Annotated in this window: 21 protein-coding genes and 1 pseudogene; 20 read left to right on the top strand and 2 right to left on the bottom strand. The window is 68.7% G+C overall.

From position 1 onward, the window contains the following. From QZ772_RS02555 to QZ772_RS02500, 12 genes and pseudogenes are all read left to right on the top strand, one after another. Positions 1-203: pseudogene (locus tag QZ772_RS02555) on the top strand (ABC transporter permease); the annotation flags it as partial. Next, a complete protein-coding gene (locus QZ772_RS02550) occupies positions 200-1123 on the top strand; it encodes an ABC transporter permease (RefSeq protein WP_295522717.1) in 924 nt (307 codons plus the stop codon). The pseudogene QZ772_RS02555 and the gene QZ772_RS02550, both read left to right, overlap by 4 nt. A gap of 50 nt (positions 1124-1173) precedes the next feature. Next, positions 1174-1776 carry a GNAT family N-acetyltransferase gene (locus QZ772_RS02545; protein ID WP_295522715.1) on the top strand — a complete coding sequence of 201 codons (603 nt, stop codon included), beginning with the start codon at positions 1174-1176 and terminating at the stop codon, positions 1774-1776. A gap of 131 nt (positions 1777-1907) precedes the next feature. Then, a complete protein-coding gene (locus QZ772_RS02540) occupies positions 1908-3194 on the top strand; it encodes an amidohydrolase family protein (protein ID WP_295522713.1) in 1287 nt (428 codons plus the stop codon). 18 nt (positions 3195-3212) lie between these two features. Continuing rightward, entirely contained in the window at positions 3213-4127 is a 915-nt protein-coding gene (locus tag QZ772_RS02535; protein ID WP_295522711.1) for a LysR family transcriptional regulator, read from the top strand. 101 nt (positions 4128-4228) lie between these two features. After that, positions 4229-5212: an ABC transporter substrate-binding protein gene (locus QZ772_RS02530; protein WP_295522710.1), complete on the top strand. Its 984-nt coding sequence runs from the start codon at positions 4229-4231 to the stop codon at positions 5210-5212. A 42-nt stretch (positions 5213-5254) separates the two neighbouring features. Further along, on the top strand, positions 5255-6286 hold the full coding sequence (locus tag QZ772_RS02525; RefSeq protein WP_295522708.1) for an aromatic ring-hydroxylating dioxygenase subunit alpha: 1032 nt from the start codon (positions 5255-5257) through the stop codon (positions 6284-6286). Between the two features lie 10 nt (positions 6287-6296). After that, positions 6297-7103, top strand: a complete 807-nt coding sequence (locus QZ772_RS02520; RefSeq protein ID WP_295522706.1) for an ABC transporter permease — start codon at positions 6297-6299, stop codon at positions 7101-7103. 5 nt (positions 7104-7108) lie between these two features. Continuing rightward, positions 7109-7924 carry a creatininase family protein gene (locus QZ772_RS02515; RefSeq protein ID WP_295522704.1) on the top strand — a complete coding sequence of 272 codons (816 nt, stop codon included), beginning with the start codon at positions 7109-7111 and terminating at the stop codon, positions 7922-7924. Next, positions 7921-8748 (top strand): ABC transporter ATP-binding protein, encoded by an 828-nt coding sequence (locus QZ772_RS02510; RefSeq protein WP_295522702.1) that lies wholly within the window; start codon positions 7921-7923, stop codon positions 8746-8748. Before QZ772_RS02515 ends, QZ772_RS02510 begins: the two co-directional genes overlap by 4 nt. Then, entirely contained in the window at positions 8745-9521 is a 777-nt protein-coding gene (locus QZ772_RS02505) for a cysteine hydrolase family protein (protein WP_295522700.1), read from the top strand. Before QZ772_RS02510 ends, QZ772_RS02505 begins: the two co-directional genes overlap by 4 nt. Next, complete coding sequence (locus QZ772_RS02500) at positions 9518-9958, top strand: cupin domain-containing protein (protein ID WP_295522698.1); 441 nt, start codon at positions 9518-9520, stop codon at positions 9956-9958. Before QZ772_RS02505 ends, QZ772_RS02500 begins: the two co-directional genes overlap by 4 nt. A gap of 75 nt (positions 9959-10033) precedes the next feature. On the opposite strand, the gene QZ772_RS02495 is transcribed toward QZ772_RS02500, so the two are convergent. Beyond that, on the bottom strand, positions 10034-10615 hold the full coding sequence (locus tag QZ772_RS02495; RefSeq protein WP_295522696.1) for an amino acid synthesis family protein: 582 nt from the start codon (positions 10613-10615) through the stop codon (positions 10034-10036). 288 nt (positions 10616-10903) lie between these two features. Here QZ772_RS02495 and adh point away from each other — a divergent pair, with 288 nt between their 5' ends. The 3 genes from adh to QZ772_RS02480 all read left to right on the top strand — a co-directional run bounded on the left by adh (position 10904) and on the right by QZ772_RS02480 (position 14314). Further along, positions 10904-12424 (top strand): aldehyde dehydrogenase, encoded by a 1521-nt coding sequence (gene adh, locus QZ772_RS02490; RefSeq protein WP_295522694.1) that lies wholly within the window; start codon positions 10904-10906, stop codon positions 12422-12424. Positions 12425-12567: 143 nt separating this feature from the next. Beyond that, positions 12568-13599, top strand: coding sequence for an alcohol dehydrogenase AdhP (gene adhP / locus QZ772_RS02485; protein WP_295522691.1), 1032 nt, complete (start codon positions 12568-12570; stop codon positions 13597-13599). Positions 13600-13822: 223 nt separating this feature from the next. Continuing rightward, the gene (locus QZ772_RS02480; RefSeq protein ID WP_295522689.1) at positions 13823-14314 is read left to right on the top strand and encodes a prepilin-type N-terminal cleavage/methylation domain-containing protein; all 492 of its coding nucleotides are present in this window, start codon (positions 13823-13825) and stop codon (positions 14312-14314) included. Positions 14315-14378: 64 nt separating this feature from the next. On the opposite strand, the gene QZ772_RS02475 is transcribed toward QZ772_RS02480, so the two are convergent. Beyond that, positions 14379-15302 (bottom strand): helix-turn-helix domain-containing protein, encoded by a 924-nt coding sequence (locus QZ772_RS02475; RefSeq protein ID WP_295522687.1) that lies wholly within the window; start codon positions 15300-15302, stop codon positions 14379-14381. Between the two features lie 120 nt (positions 15303-15422). Here QZ772_RS02475 and pobA point away from each other — a divergent pair, with 120 nt between their 5' ends. From pobA to QZ772_RS02450, 5 genes are all read left to right on the top strand, one after another. Next, positions 15423-16595, top strand: a complete 1173-nt coding sequence (gene pobA, locus QZ772_RS02470) for a 4-hydroxybenzoate 3-monooxygenase (protein WP_295522685.1) — start codon at positions 15423-15425, stop codon at positions 16593-16595. Positions 16596-16943: 348 nt separating this feature from the next. Further along, positions 16944-19511, top strand: coding sequence for a nitrite reductase large subunit NirB (gene nirB, locus QZ772_RS02465; RefSeq protein WP_295522683.1), 2568 nt, complete (start codon positions 16944-16946; stop codon positions 19509-19511). An 11-nt stretch (positions 19512-19522) separates the two neighbouring features. Beyond that, the gene (gene nirD / locus QZ772_RS02460) at positions 19523-19864 is read left to right on the top strand and encodes a nitrite reductase small subunit NirD (protein ID WP_295522681.1); all 342 of its coding nucleotides are present in this window, start codon (positions 19523-19525) and stop codon (positions 19862-19864) included. 34 nt (positions 19865-19898) lie between these two features. Further along, positions 19899-20711: a formate/nitrite transporter family protein gene (locus QZ772_RS02455; RefSeq protein ID WP_295522679.1), complete on the top strand. Its 813-nt coding sequence runs from the start codon at positions 19899-19901 to the stop codon at positions 20709-20711. A gap of 34 nt (positions 20712-20745) precedes the next feature. Beyond that, positions 20746-21892 (top strand): protein phosphatase 2C domain-containing protein (locus QZ772_RS02450; RefSeq protein ID WP_295522677.1); only part of this gene is annotated, 1147 nt, incomplete at its 3' end.

Here is a 21892-nt window from a genome sequence, read left to right as displayed (position 1 = left end):
TGATCGCCATGCTCGCGGGCCTGCATCCGCTGGGCGTGGTGGCCGCGGCCATGTTCGTGGCCGGCGTGCTGGTCGGCGCCGATTCGATGAGCCGTGCCGTGGGCGTGCCGACCTACATCGCCGACGTGATCGTCGCCGCCTCGCTGCTCTCGGTGCTGGTGGCGGCGCTGTTCACGCAGTTCCGGCTCAGGTGGTCGCGATGAGCGAGGTGGCCGACATCGTGGCGCAGGCCTCCTTCTGGGTCGCCCTGCTGCGCATTGCGACGCCGCTCATCCTGGGCACGCTGGGCGTGCTGCTGTGCGAGCGGGCCGGCGTGCTCAACCTAGGCATCGAAGGGATCATGGTGGCCGGTGCCTTCGGCGGCTGGCTGGCGGTCTATGCCGGCGCACCGCTGTGGCTGGGCGTGGTGGTGGCCGCCCTGGTCGGCGGCGCCTTCGGGCTGTTGCATGCCTGGCTGACCGTGGGCCTGGCGCTGTCGCAGCATGTGTGCGGGCTGGGCATCACGCTGCTGGCGACTTCGCTGTCCTACTACGGCTACCGCGTGAGCTTTCCCAAGGTAAACACGCCGCCGACCGTCACGCCCTTTGCGCCCATGGACTGGCTGCCGATCCCGGTGCTGAATGCGCAGACGCCGATGACGCTGCTGGCGCTGCTGCTCGTGCCGCTGGTGGCCTGGCTGCTCTACCGCACGCCGGCAGGCCTGGCGCTGCGCATGGTGGGCGAGAACCCGCAGGCGGCCGAGAGCCAGGGCGTCTCCGTGGCGGCGACCCGCACGCTCGCCATCGTGAGCGGCTCGGCGCTGATGGGCGTGGCGGGCAGCTTTCTCACGCTGTCGGCCTTCAACGCGTTCTTCTTCAACATGGTCAATGGCCGCGGCTGGATCTGCGTGGCGCTGGTGGTATTCGCCTCGTGGCGGCCGGGCAAGGCGCTGCTGGGTGCGTTGCTCTTCGCCTTCTTCGATGCCCTGCAACTGCGGCTGCAGCAGGCCGGCGATGCCGCCCTGCCCTACCAGGTCTATCTGATGCTGCCCTATGTGCTGTCGATCCTGGCGCTGGTGCTGGTGGCGCGCAAGGCGAGCTATCCGCAGGCCTTGATGAAGCCTTATCGCAAGGGCGAGCGCTGACGGCAGTCGGTCGACGCCGGCGCGGCCACGGCGCGCGCTAAGCTCGTGCCATGACATCAGCCGAGCCGCGTTTCATCGCCGTCGATCCCGCACGGCTTCAGGGCGCGCGCGTGCGCCTGCGGCCTTGGCAGCCCGACGATCTGGCACCCTTCGCAGCGATGAGTGCCGACGGCCAGACGATGGCCTACTTCCTTTCGACCATGGACCGCGCCGAGAGCGAGCTCATGGCGCAGCGCTGCCAGGCCCTGATCAATGCCCAGGGCTGGGGCTTCTGGGCCGTGGAACTGGCGGGTGCCGGCGCCGACGGCCCTTTCGTCGGCCTGTGCGGCCTGAACCGTCCGGCATGGCCGCTGCCCTTTGCGCCCTGTGTCGAGATCGGCTGGCGGCTGGCGCGGCCCTGGTGGGGCAAAGGTCTGGCCGCCGAGGCCGCGGCACTGGCCCTCGATGTCGGCTTCGCCGAGTTGGGCCTGGACGAGATCGTTGCCTTCACCGCCGTGGACAACCGGCGCAGCCGCGCGCTGATGGAGCGCCTGGGCATGGCGCGCGACGAGGCGGAGGACTTCGACCATCCCGCGGTTCCCGACGGCCATCCATTGAAGCGGCATGTGTTGTACAGGTTGCCCCGCAGGGACTGGACGCGGACGCAGCCATGAGCCGTACGCGGACCAGGACACGGCAGTGAGGACGGCCGGCGTGGCCTGACCGCCTTCTGGAGGCCGGCCCCTACACTGCCGCGCAGCTGGCAAGCCCTTTGCAAGCCGCCAAGCCACATCCCACGCCCGCCATGCTCGATCTGCTCATCACCCACGCCACCCTGCCGGACGGCCGCATCGACCAGTCCATCGCCGTCCAGGGGGGGCGCATCGCCGAGGTGTCGGCCGGCCTCGAGGTGCCCGCTCACGAGACGCTGGACGCCGGCGGCCTGCTGGTGGCGCCGCACTTCTGCGATCCGCATTTCCACATGGACGCCACGCTCAGCTACGGCCTGCCGCGCGTCAACCAGAGCGGCACGCTGCTCGAAGGCATTGCGCTGTGGGGCGAACTCAAGCCGCTGCTGACGGCCGAGGCATTGATCGAACGCGCCCTGGCCTACTGTGACTGGGCGGTGGCCAAGGGCCTGCTGGCGATCCGCAGCCATGTGGACACCAGCGACCCCAGCCTGCTGGCCGTCGATGCGCTGCTGGAGGTCAAGCGCCGGGTGGCGCCCTACCTCGACCTGCAGCTGGTGGCCTTTCCGCAGGACGGCGTGCTGCGCACCGCCGGTGGCGTCGACAGCCTGCGCCGCGCGCTGCGCAAGGGCGTGGACATCGTGGGTGGTATTCCGCACTTCGAGCGCACCATGGCCGACGGCGCCGAGAGCGTGCGCCTGCTGTGCGAGATCGCGGCCGAGGAAGGCAAGCTGGTCGACATGCACTGCGACGAGTCGGACGACCCGCTCTCGCGCCACATCGAGACGCTGGCCTTCCACGCACAGCGCCTCGGCCTGCAGGGCCGCGTCACCGGCTCGCACTGCACCTCCATGCACAGCATGGACAACTACTACGTGAGCAAGCTGCTGCCGCTGATCGCCGAGGCGGGCGTGAGCGTGATCGCCAATCCGCTGATCAACATCACCCTGCAGGGCCGGCACGACAGCTACCCCAAGCGCCGCGGCATGACCCGCGTGCCGGAGCTGATGGCGGCCGGCGTCAACGTCGCCTTCGGCCACGACTGCGTGATGGACCCGTGGTACGGCATGGGCTCGGGCGACATGCTGGAGGTGGCCCACATGGGCCTGCATGTGGCGCAGATGACCAGCCAGGCCGGCATCCAGCAATGCTTCGAGGCGGTCACCAACAATGCGGCGCGGCTGATGCACCTGCCGGGCTACGGCATCGCGGCAGGCTGCGATGCCAGCTTCGTGCTGCTGCAGGCGCGCGACCCGGTGGAGGCGATCCGGCTGCGCGCCACGCGGCTGGCGGTCTACCGCAAGGGCCGGTTGCTGGCCGATGCGCCCCCTGCCACGAGTCGGCTGCGGCTCGATGGCCGCCCTGCGCAGGTGAGCTTCATGCCGCCCCGCGCGGGCGCCTGAGCGCCTGGCCCGCCCGCCATGCGCGACGGCCTCCATGCGCTGGAGCTGCAGCAGCTCGAACTGCTGCACGTGCTGCTGCAGGAATGCAGCGTCACCCGTGCAGCCGAGAAGTCCGGGCAGACCCAGCCGGCCGTCAGCCGCACCCTGCGCCGCCTGCGGGAGGTGCTGGGCGATCCGCTGCTGGTGCGAAGCGGCACACGCCTTTTGCCCACCGAGCGTGCCCAGGGGCTGCGTGAACCGCTGTCGGAGATCCTGGCGCAATTGGCCCGAATGGAAGCGGGCGCCGGCTTCGACCCGGCCACCGCCCAGCGCGAGTTCCACATCGCCTGCGCCGACTGCCTGCCCCCTGAGCTGCTGCCGCGCATCATCGAGCGGGTGATGGCGGCCGGCCCCGGCCTGCGCGTGCGCATGCGATTGATCGATCCGGCCTTCAACGTCGAGAAGGCGCTGGAAGACGGCGCCATCGACCTGGTCATCAACAACAGCCCCAAGCCGCGCGAGGACCTGCGCCTGGGCGTGCTTTTCACCGATGAGGTGGTCTGCCTGATGCGCGCCGATCACCCCATGGCCGGTGAGCGGCGCCTGCCACTGGCCCGCTACCTTGGCCTGCGGCACCTGGCGCCGCATCCCAGCTCGATGCGCGAGCTGGGCCCGGTGGACGGCGAGCTGGCCAAGACCGGCTACCGACGCCACATCGCCGCCACAGTGCCGGAATTCAACATGGTGCCGTACGTGCTGGCGCGCACCGACCTCGTCTTCACCACAGGCCGGCACTTTGCCGAGCATTACGCCGGCCGCATGGCACTGGCCGTGGTGCGCGCGCCGTCGGAGTTCCCGCCCATGCGCTTCTACCAGCTGTGGCACGAGCTCAACCACGGCAGCAGCAGCAACCGCTGGCTGCGCCAGCAGGTGCGCGCGGCGGCATTGCCATAACCGCTGCGGTATGGGCGGCATGACGGCCGCGGCCTTTCTGGGCGAAAGATGCACTCCTAGACTGGATTGCATCCACGAAGCACTGACGCAGGTCAACGCCCATGAACAAAATCAACCTCGGCCTCGCCGCCATCGCTGTGCTGGTCACCACCGCCGCCAGCGCGCAGGACAAGCTCACCTTTCTGACCACCTGGCGCGCCCAAGCTGAGCACGGCGGTTACTACCAGGCCGTGGCCAAAGGCTTCTACAAGGCCTGCGGTCTGGATCTGTCCATCCGCCAGGGAGGCCCGGGCATCGACGGCAAGCAGCTGTTCGTGGCCGGCGCGGTGGACATCGTGATGGCGTCCTTCAGCGACTCGGCCTTCCAGATCAACGAGGCGGGCTTTCCCTCGCGGGCGGTGATGGCCGTCTTCCAGAAGAACCCGCAGATCCTCATGACCCATGCGGGCAACGGGATCGAGACCTGGGAAGACATGAAGGGCCGGCCCGTCATGATCGGCGCGGCCTCGCGCAACACCTTCTGGCCCTTTCTGCGTGCACGCTACGGCTACAGCGACGAGCAGATCCGCCCCTACAGCGGGCAGATCGCGCCCTGGCTGGTCGACAAGGCTGCCATTCAGCAGGGGCTGGTGACCAATGAACCCTTCCGGGTCCAGAAGGAGACCGGCCAGGCGCCCAAGGTCTTCCTGCTGGCGCAGGGCGGCTACCAGGCCTATGGGTCGGTCGCCATCGTGCCGCAGAAGCTCATCGACAGCCGTCCGGCGCTGGTGCAGTGCTTTGTCGATGCATCTGCCCGCGGCTGGGCCGACTTCCTCCAGGACCCGGCGCCGGGCGTCGCGCTCATTCGCAAGGACAACCCCGACAACCCGGACGATGTCGTCGCCTATGCCATCAAGACGCTCAAGGACGCCGCCATCCTCGACAGCGAAGAGACGCGCCAGAGCGGCTACGGCGCCATGTCCGATGCACGCTGGCAGGCCCATGCGCGCTTCCTGGCCGATGCCGGACTGATCCCGAAGTCGCTGGACTACCGCCAGGTGTTCAGCACCCAGTTCCTGCAAGGCAAGCGCGCCGGCGCACAGTGAGCGATCCGCCGCCGCCCCTACCCACGATCGAGCCATCCGACCATGCTTTCCACCCAGCAACCCATCCTGCGCCGCTTCTGGTACCCCGTGATGCCGGCCACCCAGCTCGCCGACGGCAAGCCCCACGCCTTCACGCTGCTCGGTGAGGCGATCGTTCTGTGGCAGTCCGCCGAGGGCGGCGTGCATTGCCTGAAGGACCGCTGCTGCCATCGCACCGCGAAGCTCTCGCTCGGCTTCGTGGAAGGCGACCGCATCGTCTGCGGCTACCACGGCTGGACCTTCGAAGGCGGTGGCGCCTGCGTGCGCATTCCCCAACTGGCGGCCGACCGGGCCGTTCCCGCGAACTATTGCGTCCCCGCCTATCGCGCGGCGCTGCGCTACGGCTATGTCTGGGTGGCGCTCGGCGAGCCGCTCATCGACATCCCCGAACTGCCCGAGGCGGGCCGGCCCGGCTACCGGCAGGTCGACCAGTTCTACGAGGTCTGGAAGATCGGCGCCCTGCGGCTGATGGAGAACTCCTTCGACGCGGCCCACATCGCCTATGTCCATCGCGGCACCTTCGGCAACATGCGGCGGCCCGAAGTCGCCGCACCCGAGATCGAGGCCCATCCGTACGGCCTGACCATGCGCGTCAGTTCGCGCGTGGTGGTGCGCGACGACGAGGCCCGCCACGCAGTGGGCGCCGAGGGCGGTGAAACCACCCGCGACATGGAGTCGGTGTGGTTCATGCCCTTCGTGCGGCGCTCGCGCATCCGCTATCCGCATGGCCTGGAGCACGTCATCATCACCTGCGCCACGCCCATCGACGACCAGCAGTCCATGGTCGTCCAATGGGCCTACCGCAACGACACCGAGGCCGATGTGAGCAGCGCCGACGTGATCGCCTTCGATCGCGAGATCACGCTCGAGGACAAGCTGATCCTCGAAAGCTGCGAGGCCGACGTGCCACTGGCCGTGGTGGACGGCGAGGAGATGCACATGCCCACCGACCGGCCCGGCCTGGCCATGCGGCGCGCGCTCAAGGCCCTGCTGGAGGCGCACGGCGAAACCGAGCAGCGCCTGGTGCGCGCCTGAGGCCATCGTCATGCGTCACCCCGCATCTGCGCTCGCCCTGCTGCGACGACAGCGGGCCAACGTGCTGCTGCCCCTGTCGCTGGGCCTCGCCTTCCTGTTCGGCTGGGAGGCCCTGGTCCGCCTCTACCAGGTGCCGAAGTTCGTGCTGCCCGCCCCGTCGCTGATCCTGCAGACGCTGGTGCAGGATGCACCAGCCCTGCTCAAGGCGCTGCGCTTCACGGCGGCGATCACCCTCGGTGCGTTCTGCCTGGCGCTGGCCTCGGGCCTGGTCGTGGGCGTCCTGCTCACCCAGAGCCGGCCGCTGGAAAAGGCGCTGTGGCCCTACGCCCTGGTCCTGCAGGTCACACCCATGGTGGCCATTGCGCCGCTGATCGTCATCTGGGTGGGGCTGGACCGGGCCTGGCTGGCGCTTCTGATCATGGCCTTCTTTCCGGTGCTCTCCAACACGGCCATCGGACTCAAGTCGGTGGACCATGGCCTGCGCAATGTGTTCGAGCTCTACGGCGCATCGCCCTGGAAGCGCTTTCTCCTGCTGCAACTGCCCGCCGCCCTGCCCTACATCCTGGGCGGCGTGCGCATCTCGGCGGGGTTGGCCGTCATCGGCGCCATCGTTGCCGAGTTCGTGGCCGGCAGCGGCAGCACCACCGGCCTGGCCTGGACCATCGTGGAGGCTGGCGGCAGTCTGAACATTCCCCGCATGTTCGCCGCGTTGCTGGTGCTGTCGGCCTTCGGCATCGCCATCTGGTACCTGACCGCCTTCGTGCAGTGGCTGCTGCTGCACCGCTGGCACGAAAGCGAATCCTCCCGCGAGAACTGACGCCCATGACTGCGCCTGTCCCTTCCTTGCCACGCCGCTACTGGGTCGAGATGAGCACCCGAGAGTTCGATGCGCTGCCACCCGACACCATCGCCGTACTGCCGGTGGCGGCGGTCGAACAGCACGGTCCGCACCTGCCCGTCGCCGTGGATGCCTGCCTCAACGAGGCCGTGGTCCAGCGTGCCGTGGCCCGCCTGCCGGCCGGACTGCCCGTGACCTTTCTGCCCATGCAGGCCGTGGGCAAGTCCAACGAACACCAGGCCTTCGCCGGCACGCTGACGCTGTCGGCCGAGACATTGATCCGCGTGTGGACCGAGATCGCCGAAAGCGTCTTTCGTGCCGGCGTGCGCAAGCTGGTGCTGTTCAATTCGCACGGCGGCCAGCCGCAGGTGATGGACATCGTGGCGCGCGATCTGCGGGCCCGGCTCGGCATGCTGGTGGTGTGTGCCAGCAGCTATGGCCTGCCCGAGCCCGATGGCCTGTTTCCGGAACAGGAGAGCCGGCACGGCATCCACGGCGGCAGCAAGGAGACCTCGATGATGCTGGCCCTGCGGCCCGAGCTGGTGCAGATGCAGCATGCGCAGGACTTCGCCTCGCTGTCGCAGGCAATGGCCGTGCGCTACCGCTTCCTGGCGCCCGAGGGCGCGGTGGGCTTCGGCTGGCAGACCCAGGACCTCAATCCGCACGGCGCCTGCGGCAACGCGCTGGACGCGGATGCGCGGCGGGGCGAACTGCTGCTCGATGCCGCGGCGGACGCCCTGGTGGCACTGCTGGGCGAAGTGCACGACTTCGCGCTCGACCAGCTGCGGGAGCGCTCATGAGGCACGCCGCCCCCGCCCTGCCCACCCGCCCCCTGGTGCGCCTGCGCGGCGTGGAAAAGACCTACGCCAGCGGCACCCGCGCGCTCCAGGGCCTCGACCTGGACATCGGTCAGCACGAGTTTCTGAGCCTGCTGGGCCCATCGGGCTGCGGCAAGTCCACCGCGCTGCGCATCGTCGCCGGCCTCGGCGAAGCCACCGGCGGCACGATCGACTGGCCGACCGCCCGCCACGACGCGCGCGGCCGGCCGCTGCGGGAGATCGGCTTCGTCTTCCAGGAGCCCAACCTCATGCCCTGGGCGACGGTGTTCGACAACGTCTGGCTGCCGCTGCGCCTAGCCAATCTCAGCCGCGCGGCGGCCCGCTCCCGGGTGGAGTCGGTGCTCGACATGGTCGGCCTGCTCGCCTTCGCCAACGCCTACCCGCGTGAGCTTTCGGGCGGCATGAAGATGCGCGTCTCCATCGCCCGTGCGCTGGTGACGCAGCCCCGCCTGCTGCTGATGGACGAGCCCTTCGCCGCACTGGACGAAATCACGCGCTTCAAGCTCAACAACGACCTGTTGGCGATCTGGCAACAGGCGCGCTGCACGGTCGTCTTCGTCACGCACAGCGTGTACGAGAGCGTGTACCTGTCCAGTCGCATTCTGGTGTTCGCCGCCCGGCCCGGCCGCGTCGTGGGCGAGGTGAGCATCGACGCGCCGTATCCCCGCGACAACCGCTTCCGCCTCACGCCCGGCTACACGGCCCAGTGCGCCGCGGTATCCGACCTGCTGGACCGGGCCATGCGCTCGCCAGCAGCGTGCGTCGCCGAGGAGGCCCTTCGATGACCGGCCACGAAGTCCTGCATCCGCTGGGCAGCAGTGCCCGCAACCGCTGGCAGGTGAACGCCCGCCGTGCCAGCCTGCTGCGCGAGCGGCCGGCCCCGCGGCCCCTGCACCTGGCGGCGCTGCCCAAGCCGGTGGAGATCGACCTTGGGCGGACCGCGGTCATCGTGATCGACATGCAGAACGACTTCTGCCATCCGCAGGGCTGGCTCGCCGGTATCGGCGTGGACGTGGCGCCCGCGCGTGCGCCGATCGCGCCGCTGGTGCGCCTGCTGCCCGCACTGCGTGCAGCGGGGCTACCGGTGATCTGGCTCAACTGGGGCAACCGGCCTGACCAGCTCAACCTCAGCCCGGCGCTGCTGCATGTCTACAAGCCCACCGGCCTGGGCACCGGACTCGGCGATCCGTTGGCCGGCAACGGCGCGCCCGTCCTGCAGGCCGGCTCGTGGGCCGCGCAGACAGTGGATGAGTTGGTGCCGGAGGCGGCCGACATCCATGTCGACAAGTACCGCATGAGCGGCTTCTGGGACACGCCGCTGGACAGCATCCTGCGCAACCTGGACCTGACGACGCTGCTCTTCGCGGGCGTCAACGCCGACCAGTGCGTGCTGTGCACGCTGCAGGACGCCAACTTTCTCGGCTACGACTGCCTGCTGCTCGAAGACTGCTGTGCCACCACCTCGCCCGCCTTCTGCATGGCGGCCACTCTCTACAACGTGCGCCAGTGCTTCGGCTTCACCCTGCACTCGCGCGCCCTGCTCGACGCCCTGGCATGACCGTTCCTCCGCTCCCGGCCGCCCTTCTTCGCGCGGCTGCCGACTGCCCGGCCTTCCGCATCTCGCCCCAGGACACCAACTACTTCGCGCTGCTCTACGACGAACAGGGCGAAGGCTGCGCGCTGGTGGCGGTGGTCGAGATCTTCGAGCCCGGCGGCGCCACGCCGCCCAACACGCATGTCCGTGCCTGCGAACTCTTCTACGTGCTGGAGGGCGAGGGCATGGCGCACATCGACGGCGGAGCCGGCCAGCCGCTGCGCCGCGGCGACGCGCTGCTGGTGCGGCCCGGCCACGACCATGTGGTGCGCAACACGGGCACCGGCAAGCTCTATTGCCTCACGGTGATGGCGCCGGACGAGGACTTCGGCGCGCTGATCCGGCGCGGCACGCCCGTGGTCTTGGACGACCACGACAGGCGGGTGCTGCGCGGTCAGTGAGCGTCGACCGGCCCGTTCCGCGGCTTGCCCGCGTGGCAGACCCGACGAGGTGCCAGCGAGAGACGGAGGCCGGTCTCAGCGCTGGCCGTCGTGCACCGACACGTTCTCCTTGAGCAGCCCGCCCAGGCGCGAATGCACGCGCCCGCCGGTGCCCATCACCAGCGCGAACAGGATCTCACGCGGGCGCGGGGCGTCCTGCATGCCGATCTCGATGCTGTTGAAGTGGCTGCGGACGTAGGAGGCATGGATGTACTGCACCGGCACCATCAGCCGGTAGCCCGCCACGGCCACGGCCTTGTTGGCCGGCACCATGGCCTTAGGCTGGCCCAGCACCTCGCGCATGGCCCAGCCGCCGGCTTCGTGCCAGACGGCGCCATGCTCCATCTCGCCCTCGATGCCGACGATGGCGGCCTTGCTGTAGACCTCGATCTTGTCCTTGCCGCCGAGGGTCTGCACCAGCTCCGTGGCCAGTTCGGCGCCCAGCGCGCGCAGTTCGGCCATGAAGGGCATCAGGTCGGGTTCGTAGCGCCCGGCATAGGGGTTCTGGATCACGGCGCAGGCGGCCGCCAGCTTGAGCGGCTGCGCCGGTGCGGGGCCGCCCTCGTGATAGGTGGTCTCGATGGTGAGGCTGCGCTTGCGGATCTGGATGAGGGACATGGGAATGCGCCCGGAGGCGATGGGATGAGGCGTGGCGCGGGCATCGGTGCCGCCCGCGGCGAGCCCGGGATGCTGCCACGGGCTGTGCCGCAACGCCACAACTGTGCCGTTGCGACACAGCCGGCGAACACCCGCAGGACCTGGTCGTACTGGGAGTCATGACGGCCAAGTGCCTGTCGCTTAAGGGTTTTTCCGCGCGCGGTGCAGCGCCCATGCGCTGGCACATGCCTTGCCCCAGCCAGCGTACCGCCCACCCCGGCGCGGCAACCAACCCCGGAGACAAGCACCATGGACATGGCAGACATCGCCCACCTCGGCGTGGCCAACCCCTTCAAGAAGCAGTACGGCAACTACATCGGCGGCCGCTGGGCCGCGCCGGTGGACGGGCAGTACTTCGAGAACGTCTCGCCCATCGATGGCCAGGTGTTCTGCACCATCCCGCGCTCCAACGACAAGGACATCGAAGCCGCGCTGGACGCCGCCCATGCCGCCAAGAAGGCCTGGGGCCGCACCTCGGCGACCGATCGCGCCAACGTGCTGCTCAGGATCGCCGACCGCATGGAGGCCAACCTGCTGACCCTGGCCGTGGCTGAGACCATCGACAACGGCAAGCCGCTGCGCGAGACCGTGGCCGCCGACCTGCCGCTGGCCGTGGACCACTTCCGTTACTTCGCCAGCTGCGTGCGTGCCCAGGAAGGCAGCATCGCCGAGGTGGACCACGACACCATGGCCTACCACTTCCACGAGCCGCTGGGCGTGGTGGGCCAGATCATTCCGTGGAACTTCCCGCTGCTGATGGCCGCCTGGAAGCTGGCCCCGGCGCTGGCCGCCGGCAACTGCATCGTGCTCAAGCCCGCCGAGCAGACGCCCGCCTCGATCCTGGTGCTCATGGAGCTGATCGGCGACCTGTTGCCGCCCGGCGTACTGAACGTGGTCAACGGCTTCGGCACCGAGGCCGGCAAGGCGCTGGCGACGAGCAAGCGCATCGCCAAGATCGCCTTCACCGGCTCCACGCCAGTGGGCAAGCTGATCATGCAGTACGCCAGCCAGAACCTGATCCCGGTCACGCTGGAGCTGGGCGGCAAGAGCCCCAACATCTTCTTCGAGGACGTGATGTCGGCCGACGACGGCTACTTCGACAAGGCGCTCGAAGGCTTCGCGATGTTCGCCCTCAACCAGGGCGAGGTCTGCACCTGCCCCAGCCGGGCGCTTATTCAGGAGTCGATCTACGACGCCTTCATGGAGCGCGCGCTGAAGCGCGTCCAGGCCATCAAGCAGGGCAACCCGCTGGACAAGGCCACCATGATCGGCGCGCAGGCCTCGCAGGAGCAGCTGGACAAGATCCTGTCGTACATCGAGATCGGCCTTCAAGAAGGCGCGCAATGCCTCACCGGCGGCACGCGCAAGGCGCTTGACGGCGGCCTGGCCGGCGGCTACTACGTGGAGCCCACCGTCTTCAAGGGCCACAACAAGATGCGCATCTTCCAGGAGGAGATCTTCGGCCCGGTGCTCTCGGTGACCACCTTCAAGACCGAGGAAGAGGCGCTGGAGATTGCCAACGACACGCTCTTCGGCCTGGGCGCCGGGGTGTGGACGCGCGATGGCGCGCGCGCCTTCCGCATGGGCCGCGGCATCGAGGCCGGCCGCGTGTGGACCAACTGCTACCACGCCTATCCCGCGCACGCGGCCTTCGGCGGCTACAAGCAGTCGGGCATCGGCCGCGAGACCCACAAGATGATGCTCGACCACTACCAGCAGACCAAGAACCTGCTGGTCAGCTACAGCCAGCAGCCCCTGGGCTTCTTTTGACATGGGTCATCCTGCCCTCGCTGGGGCAGGCCTAAGGTGACACCTGTCCACGCGGACGTCCGTCCGCGTGCCCGGCCGCCCGTCGCCCCCCACAGGGCCAGCGCGGGCGGCCTCTTCTCTTCTTGTTGTGGAAGGAATCGAGCATGTCCCAGAAGACCATGAAAGCCGCGGTGGTCCGCGCCTTCGGCCAGCCGCTGACCATCGAGGAAGTCCCCGTCCCCACGCCCGCCGACGATCAGATCCTGGTCAAGATCGAGGCCTCCGGCGTTTGCCACACCGACCTGCATGCCGCCGAGGGCGATTGGCCGGTCAAGCCCGATCCGCCCTTCATCCCGGGGCATGAAGGCGTGGGCTTCGTGGCCGCCATCGGCCGCAACGTCAAGCATGTGAAGGAAGGTGACCGCGTGGGCGTGCCCTGGCTGCATTCGGCCTGCGGCTGCTGCACGCACTGCCTGGGCGGGTGGGAGACGCTGTGCGAGTCGCAGGGCAACACCGGCTATTCGGTCAACGGCGGCTTTGCCGACTACGCGCTGGCCGACCCCAACTACGTGGGCCACCTGCCCAAGGAAGTCGGCTTCGTGGAGATCGCGCCCGTGCTGTGCGCCGGCGTGACGGTCTACAAGGGCCTGAAGGTGACCGACACCCGACCGGGTGACTGGGTGGTCATCTCCGGTATCGGCGGCCTCGGCCACATGGCGGTTCAGTACGCCAAGGCCATGGGTCTGAACGTGGCGGCCGTGGACGTGGACGACGACAAGCTCGCGCTGGCCCGCACCCTGGGCGCCACCGTGACCGTCAACGCGCTGAACACCGACCCCGCGGCCTACCTGCAGAAGGAGATCGGCGGCGCGCATGGTGCGCTGGTGACGGCCGTCTCCCCCAAGGCCTTCGAGCAGGCCCTGGGCATGGTGCGGCGTGGCGGCACTGTCTCGCTCAACGGGCTGCCACCGGGCGACTTTCCGCTGCCCATCTTCGACATGGTGCTGCGCGGCGTGACGGTGCGCGGCTCCATCGTCGGCACCCGGCTGGACCTGCAGGAGGCGCTGGACTTCGCCGCCCGCGGCCAGGTGCATGCCACCGTGGCGACGGAAAGGTTGGAGAACATCAACGATGTGTTCGCGCGCATGCACAAGGGGCAGATCCAGGGTCGGATCGTGCTCGACATGAACGGCTGAAGAATGCGGAAAGCTGCGCAGATTTGACGCAGCTTTTCCTCGAATTCATGTCACTGCAAAGATGTGAATAAATTCAAAAACATATCCAACATAAATTGACCAATTAGTCGTCAGAAGAATAACGACCATCCATTCGGATCAATTTCGGACGAATATCCGGCTGCTATCCTGCGCCCGCCGCTCTCGCCAGCCATGGAGCGGAATTCACAGGGAGTTTTTAGTCATGGATATTCGCCATTCGCGCCGCGCCTCGCGGGGTTTCACCCTGATCGAGCTGATGATCGTCATTGCCGTTCTGGGCATTCTCGCGTCGGTCGCCATTCCCCAATACACCGACTATTCCTCGCGCGCCCGCGCGGCCGCGGCCATGGCGGAATTGGCGCCATTGAAAGGTTCAGTGGTTGCCTGTGCCACTGATCTGGGCACATTCACGGGGTGTACGGCCGGAACCAATGGAATTCCCTTGAACTTCACGCCCACCAGAAATGTCACCGGGGGCTTCGGCATTACCAATGGCGTGATCACCGCCAATACAGGCGCCACAACCAGGGCGGGTGTGGCGCTCACCGTGACCCTCACGCCGACCCAAGCGGACGGCGCTGCGAACCTGGTCTGGACCACGTCGGGCACCATCTGCAACGACGCGCGTGGAATTCGGGCAGGCCAGGCCGGCTGCGCCGAAGCGGTGGCGACGCCTGCGACACCGGGCGGCTGACGCAGCCGGTACCTCGGAACTACTGCGGGCGCCTTTGGCGCCCGATTTCCTTTGTGGCGGGCGCTCAACCCGTCCGCGGCAAGGCGGCCGCATCGCCGCCCCTGGCCGGTTGGCTCACGCGAGCCCGGAATTCCCGCGGCGAGCAGCCGCAGGTCCGGGCAAATACCCGGCTGAAATGCGCCGGGTCCTCGAAGCCCAGCGCTTCGCCCACGGCGCTCACACTGGCCGTGGTGTAGGCCAGATGGCGCCGGGCCTCGCGCATGCGCCGGGCGTCCACCAGCCGGGAAATGGGCAGGCCGGTGGCCGTGCGGGCCACGCGGCTCAGATGCGTCGGTGTGACAGCCAGCGCGGCCGCGTAGTCGCTCACCCGCCAGGCCGAAGCGAAGTGCCGTTCGAGCAGGGATTCGAAGCGCCGCAACAGGCGCGATCCAGCCAAGTCCACCGCCTCGGACTGCGCCACGCCCAGCGCCTGGGCCGCCAGGCCGAGCACCGCCGCGCCCAGGCCGCGCAGTACCAGGGCGCGGGCGGGATGCATCGGCGCGGCGAAGGCGTCGGTGAGCGCGGCCAGCAGCGTGCCGAGCATGGCTGTGCTGGCCTCGTCCACCGTCTGGGCCGAGGCGCGCGAGAGCAACGAACGCGCCTCGGGAATCGCAGCCAGTTGGGCATCCACCAGTTCGTCCGGCAGGCTCACCACCCAGCCCTGCGTGTCTGGGGAGAAGGCAAAGGCGTGCACTTCGCCAGTGGGCACGTTCACCAGCGTGTGGCGAGCCAGGGGCGCCGGCCCAGCCTCCAGCCAGGCCGTGCCCTGCCCTTCCTGAAGCCAGAGCAACTGGTGCAGCCGATGGTGGCGATGGCGTGCCAGCTCCCAGTCGTGCAGCATGGAGCGGGCGGCGATGGTCTCGCAATGCAGCACGTCGGGAAGGTCGCCCGCCTCGCCGAAGAGCGCGTACGAGCGGATGGCGGGAGCCTTGACGCCAGGGGCATGCATGATGTTCGAATCGTACAAGTCCGGACGCGTTCGATCCATTCCGGCGGGGGCGATGCAGCGCCAAGATTCGAGCCAGCCAGCCAGCGCGCTGGCGACCGTTCCAACCAGGAGACTGCATCCATGAAAACCCAGGTCTGCATCATTGGCGGCGGCCCTTCCGGCCTGCTGCTTTCCCAACTGCTCGATCTCAAGGGCATCCGCAACGTGGTGCTCGAAAAGCACAGCCGCGACTACGTGCTGGCGCGCATCCGCGCCGGCGTGCTGGAGCATGGCTTTGCCGAACTGATGCGCGAGGCCCAGTGCGGCGAGCGCATGGACCGCGAGGGCGAGATCCACCACGGCTTCTTCATCTCCCACGACGGCCAGCTGGATCGCATCGACCTGCACAAGTACTCGGGCGGTCAGTCGGTGGTGGTCTATGGCCAGACCGAACTGACGCGCGACCTGTACGAAGCCCGCGAACGCGCGAAGGGCCAGGTGGTGCACGACGCGCAGGACGTCCAGGCGCACGATCTGGACAGCGACGCCCCCTCGGTCAGCTACCGCAAGGGCGACGAGGTGACCCGCATCGACTGCGACTTCGTCATCGGCGCGGACGGCTTCCACGGCGTCAGCCGCAAGTCGATCCCGGCGGACGTGCTGCGCGAATACGAGAAGGTCTATCCCTTCGGCTGGCTGGGCGTGCTCTCGCGCACCAAGCCGGTCTCACCCGAGCTGATCTATGCCCGCCACGAGCGGGGTTTCGCACTGTGCTCCATGCGCTCGCAGGTGCTGAGCCGCTACTACATCCAGGTGCCGCTCACCGACACGGTGGAAGCCTGGAGCGACGAGCTCTTCTGGGCCGAGCTGCAGCGTCGCCTGCCGGCCGAGGTGGCGGGCCGGCTGCAGACCGGGCCGTCCATCGAGAAGTCCATCGCCCCGCTGCGCTCCTTCGTGGCCGAGCCGATGCGCTGGGGACGGCTCTTCCTGGCCGGCGACGCCGCCCACATCGTGCCTCCCACGGGCGCCCGGGGTCTCAACACCGCGGCCTCCGACATCCACTACCTCTATCACGCGATGGTGGACCACTACCTGAAGGACGACTCCACCGGCCTCGATCAGTACTCGGCCAAGGCCCTGGCCCGGGTGTGGAAGGCGCAGCGCTTCTCGTGGTGGATGACGACCATGCTCCACACCTTTCCGCAAAACAGCGGCTACGACATCGCGCTGCAGCGCACGGAGCTGGACTACCTGCTCTCTTCCGAGCGGGCCAAGGGCGTGCTCGCGGAGAACTATGTCGGCCTGCCGTTCTGACGTGGCGAGCGCCGAGCGAGGCCGGACGGCCCAGCTTGGTGCGCCGCACAACCCATGGCGGGGCGCAAAGGCCCGTCACGGCGTCGAAGCCCCCGTCGTCGGGGGCTTTTCCTTTGGCACGGAGCTTGCGTGATCTGAGCCGGAGCCCCGGCAGTGTCGCCGTTGAGGCTCCAGCGCCCCCGCCAATGCCGGCGGAACCCCGCGCATGCGGTGCCTCTGTCGGCGCCTGCCTCACGCGGTTGTTCCCACACGATCTGCATCCTCGCTCCGGCGGCGGCGTCCTCCTCCCAGTCATCCCTGGCTGGTGAAGGCGATCCTCCGCACCGCAGGGTGCGCGCAGGACCCCTCATGAAACTCATCGTCGTTGGCCACGGCATGGTCGGCCACAAATTCCTCGAAGAGCTCGCCGCGTCTTCCCTGGCCCAGGCCGACGTCACCGTGCTGTGCGAAGAGCCGCGGCCCGCCTACGACCGCGTGCACCTGTCCGAATTCTTCAGCGGCAAGTCGGCCGAGCAGCTGTCGCTGGTTGAGGCCGGCTTCTTCGAGCGCAGCGGCTTTACGCTGCGCCTGGGCACCCGCGCGGTGGCCATCGAGCGACGCAACAACACGGTCACCACCGCCGACGGCGAAGTGCTGCCCTACGACAAGCTGGTGCTGGCCACCGGCTCGGTGCCCTTCGTGCCGCCGGTTCCCGGCCGCGAACGTGCGCATTGCCATGTCTACCGCACCATCGAGGACCTGGAGGGCATGAAGGCCTCCGGTGCCAAGTCGAAGAGCGGCGTGGTGGTCGGCGGTGGCCTGCTGGGCCTGGAATGCGCCAAGGCGCTGCGCGACCTGGGCCTGGAAACCCATGTCGTCGAATTCGCGCCGCGCCTGATGGCGGTGCAGGTGGACGAAGGCGGCGGCCGCGTGCTGCGCAGCAAGATCGAGGCGCTGGGCGTGCAGGTGCACACCGGCCGCAACACGGTGGAGATCACCGACGGGGCGACCGCCCGGCACCGGATGGTGTTTGCCGACGGCACCTGGCTGGAGACCGACATGATCGTGTTCTCTGCCGGCATTCGGCCACAGGACGCCCTGGCCCGCCAGAGCGCCCTGGCCGTCGGGCCGCGCGGCGGGGTGGCGGTGGACAGCCACTGCCGCAGCGCCGACCGCGACATCTACGCCATCGGCGAATGCGCCTCGTGGAACGAGCAGCTCTACGGCCTGGTCGCGCCCGGCTACGAGATGGCCCGCGTCGCCGCCCGCCACCTGGCCGGCGACGCCGAGGCGACCTTCGCCGGCGCCGACATGAGCACCAAGCTCAAGCTGATGGGCGTGGACGTGGCCAGCATCGGCGACGCGCATGGCCGCACGGCCGGCAGCCGCAGCTTCCAGTACGTGGACGAGATCAAGCAGGTCTACAAGAAAATCGTGGTCAGCGCCGACGGCACCAAGCTGCTGGGCGCCGTGCTCGTGGGCAATGCCGACGAATACGGCACGCTGCTGCAGATGGCGCTCAATGGCGTCGCCCTGCCCGAGTCGCCCGAGTTCCTGATCCTGCCCTCCAGCGACGGCCAGGCCAAGCCCGGCCTGGGCGTGGACGCGCTGCCGGACACGGCGCAGATCTGCTCGTGCAACAACGTGAGCAAGGGCCAGATCTGCGCCGCGGTGGGCGACGGCGCCTGCACCATCGGCCAGCTCAAGGCCTGCACCAAGGCCGGCGCCACCTGCGGCGGCTGCGTGCCGCTGGTCACCCAGGTGATGAAGGCCGAGATGAGCCGCCGCGGCCTGGCCGTCAACAACCACCTGTGCGAGCACTTCCCGCATTCGCGGCAGGAGCTGTACCACCTGGTGCGCGTCGGCGGCATCAAGACCTTCGACGAGCTGCTGGCCAGGCACGGCCAGGGCCTGGGCTGCGACATCTGCAAGCCGACCGCGGCCAGCATCCTGGCCTCCTGCTGGAACGACTTCGTGCTCAAGCCCGAGCTGGCCAAGCTGCAGGACAGCAACGACTACTTCCTGGGCAACATCCAGAAGGACGGCACCTACTCGGTGGTACCGCGCATGCCCGGCGGCGAGGTCACGCCCGATGGCTTGATCGCCGTCGGCCAGGTGGCCAAGAAATACGGCCTCTACACCAAGGTCACGGGCGGCGCGCGGGTCGACATGTTCGGCGCCCGGCTGGAGCAGTTGCCGCTGATCTGGGAAGAACTGATCGCCGCCGGCTTCGAGAGCGGCCACGCCTACGGCAAGTCCCTGCGCACCGTGAAGAGCTGCGTGGGCAGCACCTGGTGCCGCTATGGCGTGCAGGACTCGGTGGGCCTGGCCGTCGAACTGGAGAACCGCTACAAGGGCCTGCGCGCGCCGCACAAGATCAAGTTCGGCGTATCCGGCTGCACCCGCGAATGCGCCGAAGCGCAGGGCAAGGACGTGGGCGTGATTGCCACCGAGAAGGGTTGGAACCTCTACGTCTGCGGCAACGGCGGCATGAAGCCGCGCCATGCCGAGCTGATCGCCAGCGACCTCTCCAAACCGCAGCTCATCGCGCTGATCGACCGATTCCTGATGTTCTACGTGCGCACGGCCGACCGGCTGCAGCGCACCAGCACCTGGCGGGACAACCTCGAAGGCGGGCTCGACTACCTGAAGAAGGTGCTGATCGAGGACAGTCTGGGCCTGGCCGCCGAGCTGGAGACGCAGATGCAGGCGGTGGTCGATACCTACCAGTGCGAATGGAAGACCGCCGTGACCAACCCCGCCGTGCGCAGCCGCTTCCGCAGCTTCGTCAACAGCGAGCTGCCGGACGAGCGCATCGTGTTCGTGAAGGAGCGCGGACAAATCCGCCCGGCCCGCGCCGAGGAGCGCGGAGCCGATGCGGCTGCTGCGCCGACGAGTGCAGCCGACGAGCCTGCCACCGAAGCCACGCCCGCCTGAGGAGCCCCGCCATGACCATGACCCTCACGCCCGCATGGACGGCCGTCTGCGCCGTCTCGGACATCCTGCCCGACACCGGCGTCTGCGCCCGCATCGACGGCCGGCATGTCGCGATCTTCCGAATCGGCGACGACCGCTTCCATGCCATCGACAACGTCGACCCGCAGTCGGGCGCCAGTGTGCTTTCGCGCGGCCTCACCGGCAGCCTGGGTGGACGCACCGTCGTCGCCTCCCCGCTCTACAAGAACCACTTCGACCTGGCGACCGGTGAGTGCCTGGAAGCCCCTCAGCACTCGGTGCGCGCCCATGCGGTGCGCGTGGAGGGTGACCGCGTGCTGGTCGCCCTCGCCTGACCCCCTTCTCTTTCAAGATCTCCAAAGGAATTCCATGGCCTACCTTGCCCCTGCCGAGTTCGTCACCAAGATGGTCGACGCTGGTGAATCCAAGCTGCTGATGTCCACGCGCGACACGCTGATCCGCGCCTACATGGCCGGCGCCATCCTGGCGCTGGCGGCCGCCTTCGCGGTCACCATCACCGTCAACACCGGCAACGCGCTCGTCGGCGCCATGCTGTTTCCGGTCGGCTTCATCATGCTGTACCTGATGGGCTTCGACCTGCTGACCGGCGTGTTCACGCTGGCACCGCTGGCCGTCTTCGACAAGCGCCCTGGCGCCACCTGGGGCGGCGTGATGCGCAACTGGTCACTGGTGTTCGTCGGCAACTTCGCCGGGGCGCTCACGGTGGCCGTGTTCATGGCCATCATCTTCACCTTCGGCTGGTCCGAGGCGCCCAACGCCATCGGCCAGCGCATCGGCCACATCGGCGAGGGCCGCACGGTGGGCTACGCGGCCCATGGCGCCGCCGGCATGCTCACACTGTTCATCCGCGGCGTGATGTGCAACTGGATGGTCTCCACCGGCGTGGTGGCGGCCATGATGTCCACCTCGGTGTCGGGCAAGGCCATCGGCATGTGGATGCCGATCACGGTGTTCTTCTACATGGGCTTCGAACACAGCGTGGTCAACATGTTCCTGTTTCCGTCGGGCCTGCTGTTGGGCGGCCACTTCACGCTGATGGACTACCTGATCTGGAACGAGATCCCCACCGTGCTGGGCAACCTGGTGGGCGGCCTGACCTTCGTCGGTGCCACGCTCTACTCCACGCACTACAAGACGGCGCCCAAGCGCGCCCAGGCTTGAGCGCGATGGCAGCACGGAAGGACGCTCGGCCGTCGTGACGGGCCCTTCGGAAGCGCTGCCGCGCATCACCCTCGGCCAGCATTCGCTGGCCGCGCCAGGTGGTCCCAACCAGGACTTCCATGGCGCAATGCTGCCCACCGGCCACCTGCTGGCCAGCAAAGGCATCGCACTGGCCATTGCCGACGGCATCAGCAGCAGCCCGGTGAGCCGGGAGGCGGCGCAGACCGCCGTCGGCGCCTTCCTGTCGGATTACTACGCCACCAGCGAAGCCTGGTCGGTGCGGCGCGCGGGGCAGCGCGTCATCGCCGCCACCAACGCCTGGCTGCATGCGCAGACGATGCGCGGCGACGCCCGCTTCGACAAGGACCGCGGCCATGTCTGCACCTTCACGGCGCTGGTGCTCAAGGGCCGCGAGCTGCACCTACTGCATGTGGGCGATGCGCGCCTGAGCCGGCTGCATGCGACGACGCTGGAACCGCTCTCCGAGGACCATCGCGTGCAGGTGTCCTCCACCGAGTCCTACCTGGCGCGTGCCCTCGGGGCCGGCGCCCAGGTCGAGATCGACTACCGCCGCTGGGAGGCCGAGCCCGGCGAGATCTACCTGCTGGCCACCGACGGCGCCCATGCCCACCTCATGGCGGCGGACGTGCACGAGGCGCTGGGCCGGCATGCCGACGACTTCGATGCCGTGGCCGCCGCGCTCACCCGCCGTGCCCGCGAGCGCGGCAGCGACGACGACGCGACCGTGCTGTTGCTGCGCATCGACGCCCTGTCGCCGCCCGGCCAGGGCCTCCCGCAGCTCAGTCGCGAGGGCCTGGCCCTGCCCCCACCGCTTGTGGCTGGCATGGCCTTCGAGGGCTTCACGCTGTTGCGCGAGCTCAAGGTCAGCCCGCGCAGCCAGGTCTGGCTGGCCACCGATGGCGAGCGCGGCACGCCCGTGGCGCTCAAGGTGCCCGGCCCGGACCTGCGCGAGGACGCCGAGGCGCTCGACCGCTTCGTGCTGGAGGAGTGGGTGGCCCGCCGCATCGACCATCCGCATGTGCTCAAGGCCTGGCAGGGCCAGCGCGCGCGGCGCCATCTCTTCGTGGCCACGGCCTATGTGGAAGGCCAGACGCTGGCCCAGTGGATGGTCGACCACCCGCGGCCCTCGCTCGACGAGGTGCGCGCCCTGCTCGACCAGG

Origin of the sequence: uncultured Pseudacidovorax sp. (assembly GCF_913773995.1) — a bacterium.
Classification (GTDB): domain Bacteria; phylum Pseudomonadota; class Gammaproteobacteria; order Burkholderiales; family Burkholderiaceae_C; genus Xenophilus.
This window is presented reverse-complemented; position numbering and strand designations above follow the sequence as displayed.